Here is a 15,365-nt window from a genome sequence, read left to right as displayed (position 1 = left end):
ATGAGTGACGGCATGAGAGGCGCGGACCGGTCCCACGAGGACCCGGCCGGCCACTGGTACGACGACGAGGCGGGCCCGGTGGTCCGCCCGTACGCGATGACCCGCGGGCGCACCAGCCACGCGGGTCAGCACCGGCTCGACCTGATCGCCCTGGTGGTGCCCGAACCGGCGGCCGACGACCCGGGCCGCGACCAGACACTCTCCCCCGAGCACGTGGACATCGTCGAGCGCTGCTCCGAGCAGCCGCAGTCGATCGCCGAACTCGCCGCCGGGCTCGACCTCCCCGTAGGGGTGGTACGGGTCCTCGTCGGCGACCTCGTGGACGACCAGCTCGTCCACGTGACCCGCCCCGTTCCGCCGGCCGAACTGCCGGACGTGAGCATCCTTCGCGAGGTGATCAATGGCCTTCGGGCGCTCTAGCAGCCGCACCCACCCGCCGGTCGAGCCGACGACCCTGAAGATCCTCGTCGCGGGCGGGTTCGGGGTCGGCAAGACCACGCTGGTGGGCGCGGTCAGCGAGATCCGGCCGCTGCGGACCGAGGAGGTCCTCACGGAGGCGGGCCGGCCGGTCGACGACCTGCACGGCATCGAGAACAAGTCCACGACCACCGTCGCCATGGACTTCGGCCGGATCACGCTCCGCGACGACCTCGTGCTCTACCTGTTCGGCACGCCCGGCCAGGACCGCTTCTGGTTCCTGTGGGACGAGCTCGCGCAGGGCGCGCTCGGCGCGATCGTCCTCGCCGACACCCGGCGCCTGGAGGACAGCTTCGCGGCCATCGACTACTTCGAACGCCGCGGCATCCCCTTCACCGTCGCGGTCAACTGCTTCGAGGGCGCCCGCCGCTTCCCGGCCGAGGCCGTCCGCGGCGCCCTGGACCTCGACCCCGAGGTCGAACTGGTGATGTGCGACGCCCGCGACCGCGAGTCCGTCAAGAACATCCTCGTCGCCGTCGTCGAGCACGCCCTGGTCCTGGCCGAGCACCCCACGCCCGCCGGGACCCGCTAGGGCCCGTCCGGCCCTGATCCACCGGGCAGGCAGCCGCCGCAAGTACGTCCTACCGGACCGCCACCACCGCCGAACCATGGCCGAACAGGCCCTGGTTCGCGGTGATCCCGGCCCGCGCCCCCGGCACCTGCCGGTCGCCGGCCGCGCCCCGCAGCTGCCAGGTCAGCTCGCAGACCTGCGCGATGGCCTGCGCGGGCACCGCCTCGCCGAAGGAGGCGAGGCCGCCGCTCGCGTTGACCGGGACGCGCCCGCCGAGCGCGGTGACCCCGTCCCGCACCAGCTTGGCGCCCTCGCCCGCCCCGCACAGCCCGATGTCCTCGTACCACTCCAGCTCCAGGGCCGTGGACAGGTCGTACACCTCCGCGAGCGACAGGTCCTCCGGGCCGAGCCCCGCCTCCTCGTACGCGGCACGGGCGATCGACGCCCGGAAGCCGTGCGGCGCGGGGGAGACGGCCACGGCCGAGTCGGTGGCGATGTCGGGGAGGTCGAGGACCGTCCTCGGATAGGTGGGAGTCACCGTGGACACCGCCCGGATCCGCACCGGGTCCGGCGTCCCGTGCCGCCGCGCGAACTCCATGCTCGACAGGACCAGCGCGGCGCCGCCGTCCGAGGTCGCGCAGATGTCGAGCAGTCGCAGCGGATCGGCGACCACCGCCGACGCCGCCACTTCCGCCGCGCTCACCGCCTTGCGGTACCGGGCCAGTGGATTGAGCGCGCCCGCCGCCGCGTTCTTCACCTTCACCAGCGCGAAATCCTCCGGCGTGTCCCCGTACAGGGCCATCCGACGCCGGGCGTAGAGCGCGAAGTACGCGGGGTTCGTCGCGCCCAGGACACGGAAGCGAAGCCAGTCCGGGTCGTCCGGCCGGTCGCCGCCCGCCGGCGCGAAGAAGCCCTTCGGCGCCGCGTCCGCGCCCACCACGAGCACCACGTCCGCGAGCCCCGCGAGGATCTGCGCCCGGGCCGTGCCGATCGCCTGCGCCCCGGACGCGCAGGCCGCGTACACGCTCGTCACCCGCGCGCCCTGCCAGCCGAGCGCCTGCGCGAAGGTGGCCCCGGCCACGTAACCGGGATAGCCGCCGCGCACGGTGTCGGCGCCGACGACCGAGGCGACCTCGGACCAGTCGAGACCGGCGTCGGCGAGCGCGGCCCGGGCGGCGGCCGTGCCGTACGAGACGAAGCTCCGCCCCCACTTGCCCCACGGGTGCATCCCGGCACCCAGCACGGCGATGTCGTTCACGTCCGGTCCCCTTCCGCCGCCGCCACGGGCCGCCAGTGCCAGGTGGTCCAGGTGTGCTCGTCGTCCTCGTCGAGCACCCCCGGCACCAGCTCGACCTCCGCGCCCACCGCCAGGTCCGCCGTCCGCACGCCCGGCGCCGCCTGCCCGAGCACCACCATGGCCTCGGCCGCCAGCTCCACCGCGATCAGGGTGTACGGCACCCAGGGCGCGTCCGGGTCCGAGACGTACGGCGCGGGCGGGCGGTAGCGGCCGTCGGTGTACGACCAGATCGTGCCGCGCCTCGACAGCGGCGCCTCGACCAGCTCGCCCCCGCCGGGACAGCGCGGGTTGCGGCACCACTCGTCCGCGCGCGGGAAGAACACCGCCGCGCAGGCGGTGCAGCGGGTGCCGAGCAGCCGGAACTCGTTGTCCGGGACGCCGTCGTCGGTGAACCAGCCGGCCACCACCGGCCTGCGCTCGCGTGCCATCCGGGAACCCCTCCCGCAATCAGATATCTGACGAAGCGTCAGAAGTCTGCCACGGCCGCACGGGAGGGGGAAGGCGTCGGCGCCATCAGTGGCTTCGGTGCCGTCAATGCCGTCAATGCCGTCAATGCCGTCGGTGCCTTCAGTGGCCCGCGACCGACCGCCGCGCCACCGGGAAGTCGAAGAACGTCGACGGGAACGGCTCCGGCTTGAACGTGAAGTGCCACCACTCCTCGGGCAGATTGACGAAGCCCTGCTCGGTGAGCGCGCCGCGCAGCAGGTCCCGGTTGGCGCGCTGCGCGCCCTGGACCCGGGGATCGTCGGTGTGCGAGAGCGTGTCGAAGCAGTCGAATCCGGTGCCCATGTCCACCGAGTTGTCCGGGAACCGCTCCGCCTGCGGCCTGAAACACTCCACCTGGGGCTCGCCCGGCACATAGGGGCGCGTCGGCAGGGCCGGCAGCCGCACGATCGTCAGGTCCACCGTCGAACCGCGGCTGTGCCCGGACTTCTCGGCGATGTAACCGTCCGCGAACAGCCGCGACTTGTCCACCAGCGGATAGAACTCCCGCTTCATCCGCTCGTCCGCCAGGTCCTTCGCCCACCGCACGAAGTGGTCCACCGCCCGCTGCGGCCGGTAGCAGTCGTACACCTTCAGCGTGTAGCCACGGGCCAGCAGCCGCACCTGCGCCCGGTGCAGCGCCTCGGCGGCCGGCCGGGTCAGGATGCACACCGGCTGCCGGTAGCCGTCGACCGGCTCCCCGACGAAGTTGTGCGCCGTGGTGTAGCGCATCTCCTGAACGATCGTCCGGTCCACCCGGTCCAGCGCCACGAACTCCGGCGGAGCCTTGGGCTCCGGCCCCGCGACGGGCGCGGCACTCGCGGACGGTACGGCGGCGGTGGCGGCGAGCAGCCCCGCGACGGCGAGCGCGCCGAGCGCGCGGACGGCGGAGGCGAATCGGGTCAGTCGAGTCATGCGCCCCGTCTACCAGTTCCGGCAGCGCCGGGAAAGGGCGATCGCATACCGTCGGCCCCGTGACCGAATCCCCGCAGCCCCTCTCGCACTGCTCCGCGTGCGGCGCGCGCTACCCGGCCGACGCCGCCTGGCCCCGCACCTGCCCCGCCTGCGGCACCATCGCCTACCGCAACCCGCTCCCGGTCGCCATCGCCCTGCTCCCCGTCACCACCCCGCGCGGCGCCGCCCTCGTCGTCATCACGCGCGCGATCAGGCCCCACATCGGCCGCGTCGCCCTGCCCGGCGGCTTCGTCGACCACGGCGAGCACTGGCAGGAGGCCGTGGCCCGCGAACTGTGGGAGGAGACCGGCATCGAGGCCGCGGCCGCCGACGTCCGCCTCGCCGACGCCCTCAGCTCCCCGCCCGGCCACCTCCTCCTCTTCGGCCTCCTGCCGCCACGCCCGGCGGCCACCCTCCCGCCGTCGGTCGCGACGAACGAGACGAGCGGACACCATCTGCTCCACGGCCCGGAGGAGCTGGCGTTCCCGCTGCACACGGAGGCGGTGCGGCGCTTCTTCGCGGGCGTCTACGACTGACCCCGCACCCGTACCGGCAGCCCCGCCTCCTTTGTCCCCTCGTCCGTCACCCTCTCCACCACGACCCGCCCGTCCACCAGCCGCGACTGGTACCGCTCGATCTCCGCCGGCTCCCAGCCGTCACCGGTGTCCCGCACCACGAGGCCGCCGCCCGTGCGGCCCGCCGCCGGCGCCCACACCTCCAGGACCAGCTCCTCGTCCTCGCCCCGCACCGGGATCACCGCGCCGGCCCGGGCGAGGACGGGCACCCGGGACAGCGGCGCGTCGAGCAGGACCTGGCCGGGGCCCTCGTACGACCGGCCGGTCGCCGTGTCGTACCAGCGTCCGCGCGGCAGCCGCACCGCACGCCGGTCCGTGCCCCGCGACAGCACCGGGGCGACGAGGAGCGAGTCGCCGAGCAGGAAGGCGTCCTCGCAGTCCCGCAGCGCCCGGTCCTCCGGCGTGCCCCACCACACCGGACGCACGTACGGCGCGCCCGTCATCCGCGCCAGCCGCGCCAGGGTGACGAAGTACGGCCGCATCCGCTCGCGCTCGGCCAGTGCCGCGCGGGCGTGCTCCAGGACCTCCGGCCCGAACTCCCACGGCTCCCGGCGCCCCGCGCCGATCGCCGCGTGCGTACGGAACAGCGGCAGCCACGCCCCCAGCTGGTACCAGCGCAGGAACAGCTCCGGCGTCGGGCTGCCGTCGAAGCCGCCCACGTCGGGACCCGAGTACGGCACTCCGCAGAGCCCTAGCCCCAGGACGAGCGCCAGCGAGGCCCGCAGCCCCGGCCAGCCCGTCGACACGTCGCCCGACCAGGTGCCGCCGTAGCGCTGCATCCCCGCCCACCCGGAGCGCGAGAAGAGGAACGGACGCTCGTCCGGCCGCAGCCGGCGCAGCCCCTCGTACCCGGCCCGGGCCATGGTCAGCCCGTACACGTTGTGCGCCTCGCGGTGGTCGCCGCCCCGGCCCTCCAGGCTGTGCCGGGCGGAGCGGGGCAGCGTCTGGTCGCCGAACGGCGCGAAGGAGACCGGCTCGTTCATGTCGTGCCACACCCCGGAGAAGCCCTGCCGCAGCCGCTCCTCGTACAGCGCGCCCCACCACTTGCGCGCCTGCGGATCCGTGAAGTCCGGATAGGCGCACTCGCCCGGCCACACCACGCCGTGCACCTCGTCGCCCCGGTCGTCCCGGACGAACGCCCCGGCGGCCCGCCCGCCGTCGTACACCGGATCGCCCGGCTCCGCCTTCACCGCCGGGTCGACGATCGACACGAGCCGCACCCCGCGCTCGCGCAGCTCCGCCGCGAGCCCCGGCAGATCGGGAAACCGCTCCCGGTCCACGGTGAACACCCGGTGGGCGTCGTAGTGGTCGATGTCCAGGTGCAGCACCGACAGCGGCAGGCCGTGGTCCCGGTAGCCGTCCACCACCCGCCGCACCTCCCGCTCGCTGCCGAAACCCCAGCGCGCGTGCTGCGGCCCGAGCGCCCACGCCGGCGGCAGCGCGGGCGCACCGGTCAGCGCCGCCCAGCCGTGCAGCACCCGTGCCGGCGGCCCCACCACCACCCAGCAGCGCAGCGGGCCGCCCTCCATCCGCACCTCGCTGGTGCCCGGCCGGTCGTGCCCGGACCCGGCGCCCTCCTCGCCCTCGGCGAGGACCACGCGCCCGTCCCAGGTGCTGTCGTAGAAGGCCAGGTGCGTGCCGGCGTCCGCGACCACCAGCTGCACCGGCATCGTGATGTACAGCGGGTCGTCCCCGGGAGAGAAGTGGCCCTTGGGGTCGGTGTTCCACAGCCGGTACGAACCGTCGCGCAGCCGAGGCCCGGCGGCCCGCCCGCCGAGCCCGAAGAACCGCGCGTCCGCCGGCACCTCGCTGCGCTGCACCCAGCGCGCCTCCCCGCCCCGTATGGAGCCCTCGCGCACCGGCTCCCACCAGCGCGGCGGCAGATCGCGGCGCAGCACCACCCCGCCCGGCGTGCGCACCTCCACCGCCCCGTGCCGGGACACCGCGACCGTCACCCGCTCCGACACCACCCGCCAGCCGCCGTCGGTGTCCGGCTCCAGGACGGCCCGCGGGTCGGGCTCGGGCGGCTCGCCGGCCAGCGCGTACGACGGCAGCGGCTCCGCCCCGTCCCAGCCCCAGAACACGGTGCCGCTCGCCGACACCGAAACCCGCAGCTCGGAACGGGCGAACCGGACGATCCCGCCGCCCGCGAGCGGCTCCGCGCCCGCCACCGCACCCGGCACCCGGGCCCGCTCCGCACCCCGCGGCGGCAGCGCCCGCGCGTCCGCACGGCGCCGCCGCCACGCCGACCGCACCGCCCGCAATCCCTGCACCGAACCCAGCCCCCGTACCGAACGCACCAGCTCACGACCGTCCATGCGGCTCACCCTGCCACCCGCGATGGGCTGCACGAGCTCCGTTCAACTGCCGTTCACCCGTGGTGGGAGCACATGTTCAGCTGCCGGACCATGGGCGGGGAACCCTGGTGCGAAAGAGGATCACATGGCATCGTCCCTGTCAGCCGCGTCACGCGCACACCCCGCACGTGCGCGCGACACACGCAGACCCCGCGTACAGCCAGGGAGCCGACCCACATGACATCAGCGCAGACCGAGCCGCTTTGGCAGCCCGACGAGGACCGCGTCGCCGCGGCCGCCGTCACCCGCTTCCAGGCATGGGCGGCCGAGCGCCACGGAGCGCCCGCCGACGGCGGCTACGCGGCCCTGCACCGCTGGTCCGTCGAGGAACTCGAAGCCTTCTGGGCGGCCGTCGCCGAGTGGTTCGACCTCCGCTTCGCCACCCCGTACGAGCGCGTCCTCGGGGACCGCGCTATGCCCGGCGCCGACTGGTTCCCCGGCGCCACCCTCAACTACGCCGAGCACGCCCTGCGCGCCGCCGAGCAGCGCCCCCACGACACGGCCCTGCTCCATGTGGACGAGACACACGAGCCCACGCCGGTCACCTGGGCCGAGCTGCGCCGCCAGGTCGGCTCCCTCGCCGCCGAGCTGCGCGACCTCGGCGTCCGGCCCGGCGACCGGGTCAGCGGCTACCTGCCCAACATCCCGGAGGCGGTCGTCGCCCTCCTCGCCACCGCCGCCGTCGGCGCCGTGTGGACCTCCTGCGCCCCCGACTTCGGCGCCCGCAGCGTCCTCGACCGCTTCCAGCAGGTCGAGCCCGTCGTCCTGTTCACCGTCGACGGCTACCGCTACGGCGGCAAGGAGCACGACCGCCGCGACACCGTCGCCGAGCTGCGCGCCGAACTGCCGTCGCTGCGCGCGGTCGTGCACATCCCGCTGCTCGGCACCCCGGCCCCCGAGGGCACCTTGGAGTGGTCCGCGCTGACCGCCGCCGACACCGAGCCGGTCTTCGAGCACGTCCCGTTCTCCCACCCGCTGTGGGTGCTGTACTCCTCCGGCACGACCGGCCTGCCCAAGGCGATCGTGCAGTCCCAGGGCGGCATCCTCACCGAGCACGTCAAGCAGCTGGGCCTGCACTGCGACCTCGGCCCGGACGACGTGTTCTTCTGGTACACCTCCACCGGCTGGATGATGTGGAACTTCCTCGTCTCCGGCCTGCTCACCGGCACCACCGTGGTCCTGTACGACGGCAGCCCCGGCTACCCGGACACCGGCGCCCAGTGGCGCGTCGCCGAGCGCACCGGCGCGACCCTGTACGGCACCTCCGCCGCGTACGTGATGGCCTGCGCCAAGGCCGACGTGCACCCCGGCCGGGACTTCGACCTGTCCCGGGTGAAGTGCGTGGCCACCACCGGCTCCCCGCTGCCGCCCGACGGTTTCCGCTGGCTGCACGACGAGGTCCGCGAGGACCTGTGGATCGCCTCCGTCAGCGGCGGCACCGACGTCTGCTCCTGCTTCGCCGGAGCCGTACCGACGCTCCCGGTCCACATCGGCGAGCTCCAGGCCGCCTGCCTCGGCACCGACCTGCAGTCCTGGGACCCCTCGGGCAAGCCGCTCGTCGGCGAGGTCGGCGAGCTCGTCGTCACCAACCCGATGCCGTCCATGCCGATCCGCTTCTGGAACGACCCCGACGGCAGCCGTTACCGCGACAGCTACTTCGAGATGTTCCCGGGCGTGTGGCGGCACGGCGACTGGATCACGATCACCGACCACGGCTCGGTGATCATCCACGGCCGTTCCGACTCCACCCTGAACCGGCAGGGCGTCCGGATGGGCAGCGCCGATATCTATGAGGCCGTCGAACGCCTCCCGGAGATCCGCGAGTCCCTCGTCATCGGCCTGGAGGAGCCGGACGGCGGCTACTGGATGCCGCTCTTCGTCCACCTCGCCGACGGCGCCACCCTCGACGAGGAGCTGATCGGCCGCATCAAGAGCACGATCCGCAGCGAACTCTCCCCGCGGCACGTGCCCGACGACATCATCGAGGTCCCGGCCGTCCCGCACACCCTCACCGGCAAGCGCATCGAGGTCCCGGTCAAGCGCCTCCTCCAGGGCACCCCGATGGCCAAGGCGGTCAACCCGGGTTCGGTCGACAATATCGGCCTGCTGAGCTTCTACGAGGAGCTGGCCCGCACCCGCAAGGCCCGGTAGCCACCCGCCGAAGGGCCCCGCGCACCCGCGCGGGGCCCTTCGCGCTCTCCGGGATCAACCCCGGCGCATCAACCGCCGCGCATCAACTCCCGCGCATCAACTCCCGCGCATCAACTCCCGCCATCAACCCCCCCTGCATCAGCCCCCGTACGTCGCCTGTACGTCGCCGAGCACCGCCGCGAAGTCCGCGGCCAGCCGCTCGGCCTGGTCCGGCCGCAGCGTCGCCGTCGTGATCCGTACGGCCGTGGGCGCGGCGATCCGGAACCGGGCGCCCGCCGCCACCCACCAGCCGTGCGTCCGCAGCCCGTTCACGACCGCCGACTCGTCGCGGACCGGCACCCACACGTTCAGCCCGCTCTCCCCGAGCGCGCGGATGCCGTACGAGCCGAGCGCACCGGTCAGGGCCCGCCGCCGCTCCGTGTACGCGGCTTCGCCGGCCGCCACCAGGCGGGTCACCGCCGGGTCGGCCAGCAGCCCGGCGACCGTCTCCTGAAGGATGTGGCTGACCCAGCCGGACGTCATCACCATCCGGCCGTCGTGCCGCGCGAGCGTCACCGGATCGCCCGCGACCCCGGCCCACCGCAGGTCGACGCCGAGCCGCTTGGAGACGGTCCGCACCTGGGCCCACCGCTCCAGACCGGCGGCGGCCAGCGTGGAGGCGGGCGCTCCCTCGATCTCCGCGGTGTAGTCGTCCTCGACGACGAGCACCTCGGGGTACTCCCGCAGCAGCGCCACGAGTTCGTCCCGCCGGGCGGGGGAGAAGGACGCCCCGGTGGGGCACTGCGCGCGCGGGGTCACGACCACCGCCCGCACCCCGGCCCGCAGCGCCGTCCGCAGCGCCTCGGGCACCATCCCCTCGCGGTCCACGCTCACCGGCACCGTGCGCAGGCCCAGGGCCGGCACCAGGTCCAGGACATGGTGGAAGCCGGGATCCTCCACGGCCACCGCGTCCCCGGGTCGCAGCTCCACGGACAGCAGCCGGGCGATGCAGTCGAGCGCCCCGTGCGCGAACGTCACCCGCTCCGCGGGCACGCCGTCGCGCGCGAACCAGGCGCGGGTCAGCTCCTCGAGGGCCGTGAGCCGGGGCGCGGCGCGGTGCGAGCCGAACGCCGGGCGCACCTCGGCGGGCGGCCGGAGCACCGGCAGGAAGGCGGGGTCGGGCAGGCCGGTGGCCAGGTCCACGAGGCCCGGCGGGACCCGCGGCGGCCGCCGGGACGCCACCGAGGGCGCCTCCGCCACCACCGTGCCGCCCCGGCCGCGCGTGACGACCAGACCGCGCTGCCGCAGCTCCTTGTACGCCGTCGCCACCGTGCCCGGACTCACGCCGAGCTCGTCGGCGAGCCGCCGTACGGGAGGCAGCGCGTCGCCCGGCGCGAGCTCGCCCTCGGCCACGCCGCGCTCGACGGACGCGGCAATGCCCTTGGCCGTCGTCCCTGTGATCGCATATTGTGTTGCCACGTACTGAACTATGTATCAATACAAAGTTCGCGTCAAGCTCGTCGTCACAAGCTCGAAGTCAATGGGGGAACCGAGTGAGCCGTCCGACCGCGTGGCACCGCACCGCTCTCGACCGCATACCCGGAGGCCGCGACGGCCGCCGCATGCTCCTCGTCAGCATCATCGACAAGACCGGCACCGGCCTCTGGGCCGGCTGCACCGCGCTCTACTTCACCTACGTCTCCGGCCTCGGCCTCGGCCAGGTCGGCCTCCTCATGACCGTCTCCGGAGGCATCGGCATCGCCGGAGCCCCGCTCGCCGGCCGCCTCGCCGACCGCTTCCCCCTCGTCCGGGTCATCGCCGCCGCCCAACTCATGCGCGGCGCCGCCCTCCTGGCCCTCCTCACCACGGACAACTTCTTCCTCCTCACCCTCTACTCCGCCCTCGGCGCGCTGCCCGACCGCGCCGGCAGCGTGCTCATCAAGCTGTACGCCGCCCGGCTCGCCGGCTCCGACCGCGTCCGCTACCAGGCCATCCAGCGCACCACCGTCAACATCGGCTGGTCCCTCGGCGGCCTCGGCGCCGCCGCCGCGCTCGCCACCGGCAGCACCCGGGCCTACGGCCTCCTCCTCGTCGGCAACGTCGTCACCTACCTCGTCATCGCCGCCCTCACCCTGCGCTGCGCCGAACCCCCGGCCCCCACCCGCGTCGTCGCCACCGCCACCGCCACCGCCACCGCGACCACGGCCGACGGCCCGAAGCAGGTCCGCCCCGCCAACCCCTGGCGCGACCGCACCTTCCTCGCCTACACCGCCACCGAGGCCGCCCTCTTCCTCGACGACACGATCCTCCAGGTCGCCATCCCCCTCTGGATCGTCCACGCCACCGCCGCCCCGGTCGGCCTCGCCCCGCTGCTCCTGGTCCTCAACACCGTCCTCGTCGTCGCGTTCCAGGTCCCGCTCGCCCGCTTCGGCGCTACCACCCGCGCCGCCCGCCGCCTGCTCGTCCCCCTGGCCGTCCTCTTCGTCGTCGGCACCCTGGCCCTCGCCGCCTCCGCGGCCGGCGGCCGCGCCCTCGCGATCACGGCCCTGGCCGTCGCCGTCATCGCCCTGACCTTCGCCGAGATCCTCCACGCGATCTCCTCCTGGGAACTCTCCGTCGCCCTCGCCCCCGCCGAGGCCCAGGGCGCCTACCTCGGCGTGCACGGACTCGCCCAGTCCACCCAGCGCTTCGGCGGCCCCCTCCTCATCACCGGCGTCATGACCGCCGGCGCCCTCGCCTGGCCCCTGCTCGGCCTCGCCCTCGTCGGCGTCGGGGCCGCCCAGTACCGGCTGATCCGCGACCGCGTCGAACGGGCCGAGCCGACCGAGACCGCCGAGACCGCCCAGAACGCCGAGCAGACGTCACTGTCAGTGCCGGCGATTACGGTGAGTGAGCACTGATCGACCGTGCTCACACCCAGGGGGAGAGATGAACCAGCACCACCGCACACCCGGCGCAACCGGCAGGACCCGGACCACGACGGCCGCGCTCCGCCGCGCCCTGCGCCGCGAGACCGCCGGCACCGTCGCCCTCCTCACCGACGAGGAGGACTTCACCGCCATGCTGCAGTACGAGACCTTCGCCTTCGACGACCACGGCCGCTACCTCGCCCACGTCGAAGAACTCCTCGAAGCCCTCGCCCGCCAGGGCGGCCACACCACCGTCGCCCTCTTCGACCCCGAGGACTACGCCGACTACTGCGCCGACACCGGCCTCGACCCCGACCGCCCCACCAGCCGCAGCCGCTACACCGCCGAACGCGCCGCCACCGGCCCCCGCGTCACCTATACCGGGCAGTCCCTCGACGCCCTCGTCCCCCTCCTCGTCGACATCGCCGTCCGCCGCGCCACCTGGGAGTACGCCACCCTGCTCCTCACCGACGCCGGCAGCTGCGCCGACTGCGGACAGGACATCGGCCGCGCCTCCTTCGACCGCGCCTCCCAGCTCCTGCTGAGCCTCCTCGACGCGGCGGGGCCCGGCACGCACCACCTCGTCTGCAGCGTCCCCGCCGAGAGCGACCAGCTGATCGCCCTCCTCCACACCACCCGCGACACCAACGGCCCGGCCCGCCTCGACAGCGCCGAAAGCGCCGAGTTCGTCACCGTCCTCGCCGCCGGCATCGCCCTCCTGGCCCCCGGCGGACTCGTCCTGCGCACCAGCACCCGCGGCGCCCCGGACCGTCTCCACGGCTGGCGCCTCCACCACGGCCGGCTCGTCCCGCTCACCGAGGCCGAGGTCTTCGACGCCTACTGCACCGACGCCCGCACCGGCGAACCCATCGCCCCCGAACCCCACGTCGACTACCGCGCCGGCTTCCCCCTCACCCCCGACGATCCCACCCACCACCCCCACTGACGACGAAGGGGCTCCCCGCCACCTCGTGGCGGGAAGCCCCTTCACCTTCGACGACCGGTCACGGTCCGCCGGGGATCACTCCCCGGACAGGACCGCCTGCGCGGCCATCCGCGCGTCGTGCGCCGTGTCCGCGGCACGCGCCGCGGCCGCCGCACGCTCGCACTGCGCCAGCGTGTACTTCGCCAGCGTCGCCCGCACATACGGGATCGACGCCGCACCCATCGACAGGGAGGTGACACCCAGACCCGTCAGCACACACGCGAGCAGCGGATCCGACGCGGCCTCACCACACACACCACAGCTCTTGCCCTCGGCCTTGGCGGCCTCCGCGGACAGCGCCACCAGATCGAGCAGAGCCGGCTGCCACGGATCCTGCAGCCGCGACACCGCACCCACCTGACGGTCGGCGGCGAAGGTGTACTGCGCCAGGTCGTTCGTGCCCAGGGACAGGAACTCGACCTCCTGCAGGATCGAGCGCGCCCGCAGCGCGGCGGACGGAATCTCCACCATCGCCCCGAACTTGGCCCGCAGTCCCGCCTCACGGCACGCGTCGGCGAACGCCTTCGCATCCGTGCGGTCGGCCACCATCGGCGCCATGACCTCCAGGTACACCGGCAGTCCCTCGGCGGCCTTCGCCAGCGCCGTCAGCTGCGTCCGCAGCACCTCGGGGTGGTCGAGCAGCGTCCGCAGACCCCGCACGCCCAGCGCCGGGTTCGGCTCGTCCGCCGGGGTCAGGAAGTCCAGCGGCTTGTCCGCGCCCGCGTCGAGCACGCGCACGACCACCCGGCCCTCCGGGAACGCCTCCAGAACCTTGCGGTACGCCTCGATCTGCTTCTCCTCGGACGGCGCCTTCGCGCTGTCGTCAAGGAACAGGAACTCGGTACGGAACAGGCCCACGCCCTCGGCACCGGCCTCGACCGCCGCCGGAACGTCCGCCGGACCGCCCACGTTCGCGAGCAGCGGCACCTTGTGCCCGTCCGAGGTCGCACCCGGACCGCTGGAGGAGGCCAGCGCGGCCTTGCGCGCCTCGGCCGCGCGGGTCAGCGCGTCCTTCTTCTCCTCGCTCGGGTCCACGAAGATCTCGCCGGTGGAACCGTCCACCGCGATGACCGTGCCCTCGGCCAGCTCGCCCGCACCCGGCAGCGCCACCACGGCCGGTACGCCAAGGGCTCGCGCGAGGATCGCGCTGTGGCTGGTCGGCCCGCCCTCCTCGGTCACGAAACCGAGCACGAGCGCCGGGTCGAGGAGCGCGGTGTCGGCCGGCGCCAGGTCCCGGGCGATCAGCACGTACGGCTCGTCGCTGTCCGGCACACCCGGCATCGGCACGCCGAGCAGGCGCGCCACGATCCGGTTCCGCACGTCGTCCAGGTCGGCCACCCGGCCGGCCATGTACTCGCCGGCGCCCGCGAGCAGTTCCCGGTAGTGCGAGAACGCGTCGTAGATACCGCGCTCGGCGGTGCTGCCGACCGCGATCCTGCGGTCGACGTCGGCGATCAGCTCCGGGTCCTGGGCGATCATCGCCTGGGCCTCGAGCACTGCCTGGGCCTCGCCACCGGCCAGGTTGCCCCGAGCGATCAGGTCGGCCGCCACAGCCTCCACGGCCTGACGGGCGCGCCCCTGTTCGCGCTCCGCCTCATCGGCCGGAATCTGCTTGGCCGGCGGTTCCAGGACCGCCGTGCCCATGTGCCGGACCTCGCCGATGGCCACCCCATGGCTGACACCGACGCCTCGCAGCGTTGTCTCCATCTCACCGTCTCCGATAGAGCGGCGGCCGGGCCGCCGCGTCGTTCAATGTCCCGTGCGCGCTCGTCGGAAGAACGAGCCGGCGGTCACTGCCAGCTGAAGAGCTCGTCGCCGGCCTTCACGTCGCCGTCCTCACGGACCGAACCGAGGGAGTCGGCAGTGGCCTCGAGTGCCACGACGGGACAGATGGGGGACTTGCCGGCCTCCTCGACCGCGGCCGGGTTCCACCGCACGACCGCCTGTCCGCGGGTCACGGTGTCGCCCTTGTTGACGAGGAGCTCGAAGCCCTCCCCATTGAGCTGAACGGTGTCGATGCCGAGGTGCGTCAGCACACCGTGGCCCTCGTCGTCCACGACGACGAACGCGTGCGGGTGCAGAGAGACGATGACGCCGTCGACGGGCGAGACCGCCTCGCCGGGCTCACGGACGGGGTCGATGGCGGTGCCGGGACCGACCATCGCGCCGGAGAAGACGGGGTCGGGTACTGCGGCGAGACCGATGGCGCGTCCAGCGAGTGGCGACGTCACAGTGGTCATGGGATGCCTCCCAGGGGCGGAGATGTGTTGCGCCGTCACTACCTGTCCTGGACGGCGTACTGGTTCAGAAGCCTATGTCATAGGAAGTCCAGGTTCCGCATGAGACGTACCAGTTCGCGGACCTGGGGACTACCCGAAACGATTTGCCTCTACTGGCGGTGGGATGTACTGTCGTACTCCTGCCTGACCCCAACGCGGCTTTGAGTCGTGGGTCGGCAGCACCTATCAAGCCAGATCCTAACCCCAGTGGTCTACACCTCTGCATGCTCGCGGAGGACGTGGTCGGGGGGAGCGAAAAAGCCTGGTAGTGTTTGACCCCGCCGAAGGGCCCGAAAGGCAAATGCCAGGAATCGGGACCGGAAAGCACCGAGGAAATCGGATCGGAAAGATCTGATAGAGTCGGAAACGAAGGAAGCGCCCGGAGGAAAGCCCGCGAGGGTCGGTACA

At 73.5% G+C, this 15,365-nt stretch carries 13 protein-coding genes; 6 read left to right on the top strand and 7 right to left on the bottom strand.

Translation table 11 applies throughout. The features are described from left to right. A complete protein-coding gene (locus ACFYU9_RS26165) occupies window positions 1-420 on the top strand; it encodes a DUF742 domain-containing protein (protein WP_389213064.1) in 420 nt (139 codons plus the stop codon). After that, window positions 401-1,009, top strand: a complete 609-nt coding sequence (locus tag ACFYU9_RS26160) for an ATP/GTP-binding protein (RefSeq protein ID WP_389213066.1) — start codon at window positions 401-403, stop codon at window positions 1,007-1,009. Before ACFYU9_RS26165 ends, ACFYU9_RS26160 begins: the two co-directional genes overlap by 20 nt. A gap of 49 nt (window positions 1,010-1,058) precedes the next feature. Here ACFYU9_RS26160 and ACFYU9_RS26155 read toward each other — a convergent pair whose 3' ends face one another. From ACFYU9_RS26155 to ACFYU9_RS26145, 3 genes are all read right to left on the bottom strand, one after another. After that, window positions 1,059-2,246 carry a lipid-transfer protein gene (locus tag ACFYU9_RS26155; RefSeq protein WP_389346254.1) on the bottom strand — a complete coding sequence of 396 codons (1,188 nt, stop codon included), beginning with the start codon at window positions 2,244-2,246 and terminating at the stop codon, window positions 1,059-1,061. Next, the gene (locus ACFYU9_RS26150; RefSeq protein WP_389346253.1) at window positions 2,243-2,713 is read right to left on the bottom strand and encodes a Zn-ribbon domain-containing OB-fold protein; all 471 of its coding nucleotides are present in this window, start codon (window positions 2,711-2,713) and stop codon (window positions 2,243-2,245) included. Before ACFYU9_RS26150 ends, ACFYU9_RS26155 begins: the two co-directional genes overlap by 4 nt. Window positions 2,714-2,852: 139 nt before the next feature. Next, window positions 2,853-3,683, bottom strand: coding sequence for a M15 family metallopeptidase (locus tag ACFYU9_RS26145; RefSeq protein ID WP_389213072.1), 831 nt, complete (start codon window positions 3,681-3,683; stop codon window positions 2,853-2,855). Window positions 3,684-3,742: 59 nt separating this feature from the next. On the opposite strand from ACFYU9_RS26145, the gene ACFYU9_RS26140 reads away from it, so the two are divergent. Next, window positions 3,743-4,258 carry an NUDIX domain-containing protein gene (locus ACFYU9_RS26140; protein ID WP_389346252.1) on the top strand — a complete coding sequence of 172 codons (516 nt, stop codon included), beginning with the start codon at window positions 3,743-3,745 and terminating at the stop codon, window positions 4,256-4,258. On the opposite strand, the gene ACFYU9_RS26135 is transcribed toward ACFYU9_RS26140, so the two are convergent. After that, window positions 4,249-6,615 (bottom strand): glycoside hydrolase family 31 protein, encoded by a 2,367-nt coding sequence (locus tag ACFYU9_RS26135; protein WP_389346251.1) that lies wholly within the window; start codon window positions 6,613-6,615, stop codon window positions 4,249-4,251. The two genes, ACFYU9_RS26140 and ACFYU9_RS26135, sit on opposite strands and share 10 nt — an antisense overlap. 216 nt (window positions 6,616-6,831) lie before the next feature. Between ACFYU9_RS26135 and ACFYU9_RS26130 the strand changes: the two genes are divergently transcribed. Next, window positions 6,832-8,805 carry an acetoacetate--CoA ligase gene (locus ACFYU9_RS26130; protein ID WP_389346250.1) on the top strand — a complete coding sequence of 658 codons (1,974 nt, stop codon included), beginning with the start codon at window positions 6,832-6,834 and terminating at the stop codon, window positions 8,803-8,805. 138 nt (window positions 8,806-8,943) lie between these two features. Here ACFYU9_RS26130 and ACFYU9_RS26125 read toward each other — a convergent pair whose 3' ends face one another. After that, on the bottom strand, window positions 8,944-10,263 hold the full coding sequence (locus ACFYU9_RS26125) for an aminotransferase class I/II-fold pyridoxal phosphate-dependent enzyme (protein WP_389346249.1): 1,320 nt from the start codon (window positions 10,261-10,263) through the stop codon (window positions 8,944-8,946). A 74-nt stretch (window positions 10,264-10,337) separates the two neighbouring features. Between ACFYU9_RS26125 and ACFYU9_RS26120 the strand changes: the two genes are divergently transcribed. Continuing rightward, entirely contained in the window at window positions 10,338-11,684 is a 1,347-nt protein-coding gene (locus tag ACFYU9_RS26120; protein WP_389346248.1) for an MFS transporter, read from the top strand. 28 nt (window positions 11,685-11,712) lie between these two features. After that, on the top strand, window positions 11,713-12,639 hold the full coding sequence (locus tag ACFYU9_RS26115; RefSeq protein WP_389346247.1) for a hypothetical protein: 927 nt from the start codon (window positions 11,713-11,715) through the stop codon (window positions 12,637-12,639). A 75-nt stretch (window positions 12,640-12,714) separates the two neighbouring features. Here ACFYU9_RS26115 and ptsP read toward each other — a convergent pair whose 3' ends face one another. Both ptsP and ACFYU9_RS26105 read right to left on the bottom strand, forming a co-directional pair. Next, window positions 12,715-14,385 (bottom strand): phosphoenolpyruvate--protein phosphotransferase, encoded by a 1,671-nt coding sequence (gene ptsP, locus ACFYU9_RS26110; protein WP_389213086.1) that lies wholly within the window; start codon window positions 14,383-14,385, stop codon window positions 12,715-12,717. Between the two features lie 83 nt (window positions 14,386-14,468). Further along, the gene (locus ACFYU9_RS26105) at window positions 14,469-14,918 is read right to left on the bottom strand and encodes a PTS glucose transporter subunit IIA (protein ID WP_389213088.1); all 450 of its coding nucleotides are present in this window, start codon (window positions 14,916-14,918) and stop codon (window positions 14,469-14,471) included. Window positions 14,919-15,365 lie beyond the last annotated feature (447 nt).

The organism is Streptomyces sp. NPDC004327 (genome assembly GCF_042873935.1).
Classification (GTDB): Bacteria; Actinomycetota; Actinomycetes; order Streptomycetales; family Streptomycetaceae; genus Streptomyces.
Note: the sequence above shows the minus strand (reverse complement) of the source record. Positions and strands in the feature narration are given on the sequence as shown.

Excerpts from the sequence above, each read along its gene's own strand:
- ACFYU9_RS26165 (WP_389213064.1), top strand. The coding sequence starts at position 1 with ATGAGTGACGGCATGAGAGGCGCGGACCGGTCCCACGAGGACCCGGCC.
- ACFYU9_RS26160 (WP_389213066.1), top strand. The coding sequence starts at position 401 with ATGGCCTTCGGGCGCTCTAGCAGCCGCACCCACCCGCCGGTCGAGCCG.
- ACFYU9_RS26150 (WP_389346253.1), bottom strand. The coding sequence starts at position 2,713 with ATGGCACGCGAGCGCAGGCCGGTGGTGGCCGGCTGGTTCACCGACGAC.
- ACFYU9_RS26145 (WP_389213072.1), bottom strand. The coding sequence starts at position 3,683 with ATGACTCGACTGACCCGATTCGCCTCCGCCGTCCGCGCGCTCGGCGCG.
- ACFYU9_RS26135 (WP_389346251.1), bottom strand. The coding sequence starts at position 6,615 with ATGGACGGTCGTGAGCTGGTGCGTTCGGTACGGGGGCTGGGTTCGGTG.
- ACFYU9_RS26130 (WP_389346250.1), top strand. The coding sequence starts at position 6,832 with ATGACATCAGCGCAGACCGAGCCGCTTTGGCAGCCCGACGAGGACCGC.
- ACFYU9_RS26115 (WP_389346247.1), top strand. The coding sequence starts at position 11,713 with ATGAACCAGCACCACCGCACACCCGGCGCAACCGGCAGGACCCGGACC.
- ptsP (WP_389213086.1), bottom strand. The coding sequence starts at position 14,385 with ATGGAGACAACGCTGCGAGGCGTCGGTGTCAGCCATGGGGTGGCCATC.
- ACFYU9_RS26105 (WP_389213088.1), bottom strand. The coding sequence starts at position 14,918 with ATGACCACTGTGACGTCGCCACTCGCTGGACGCGCCATCGGTCTCGCC.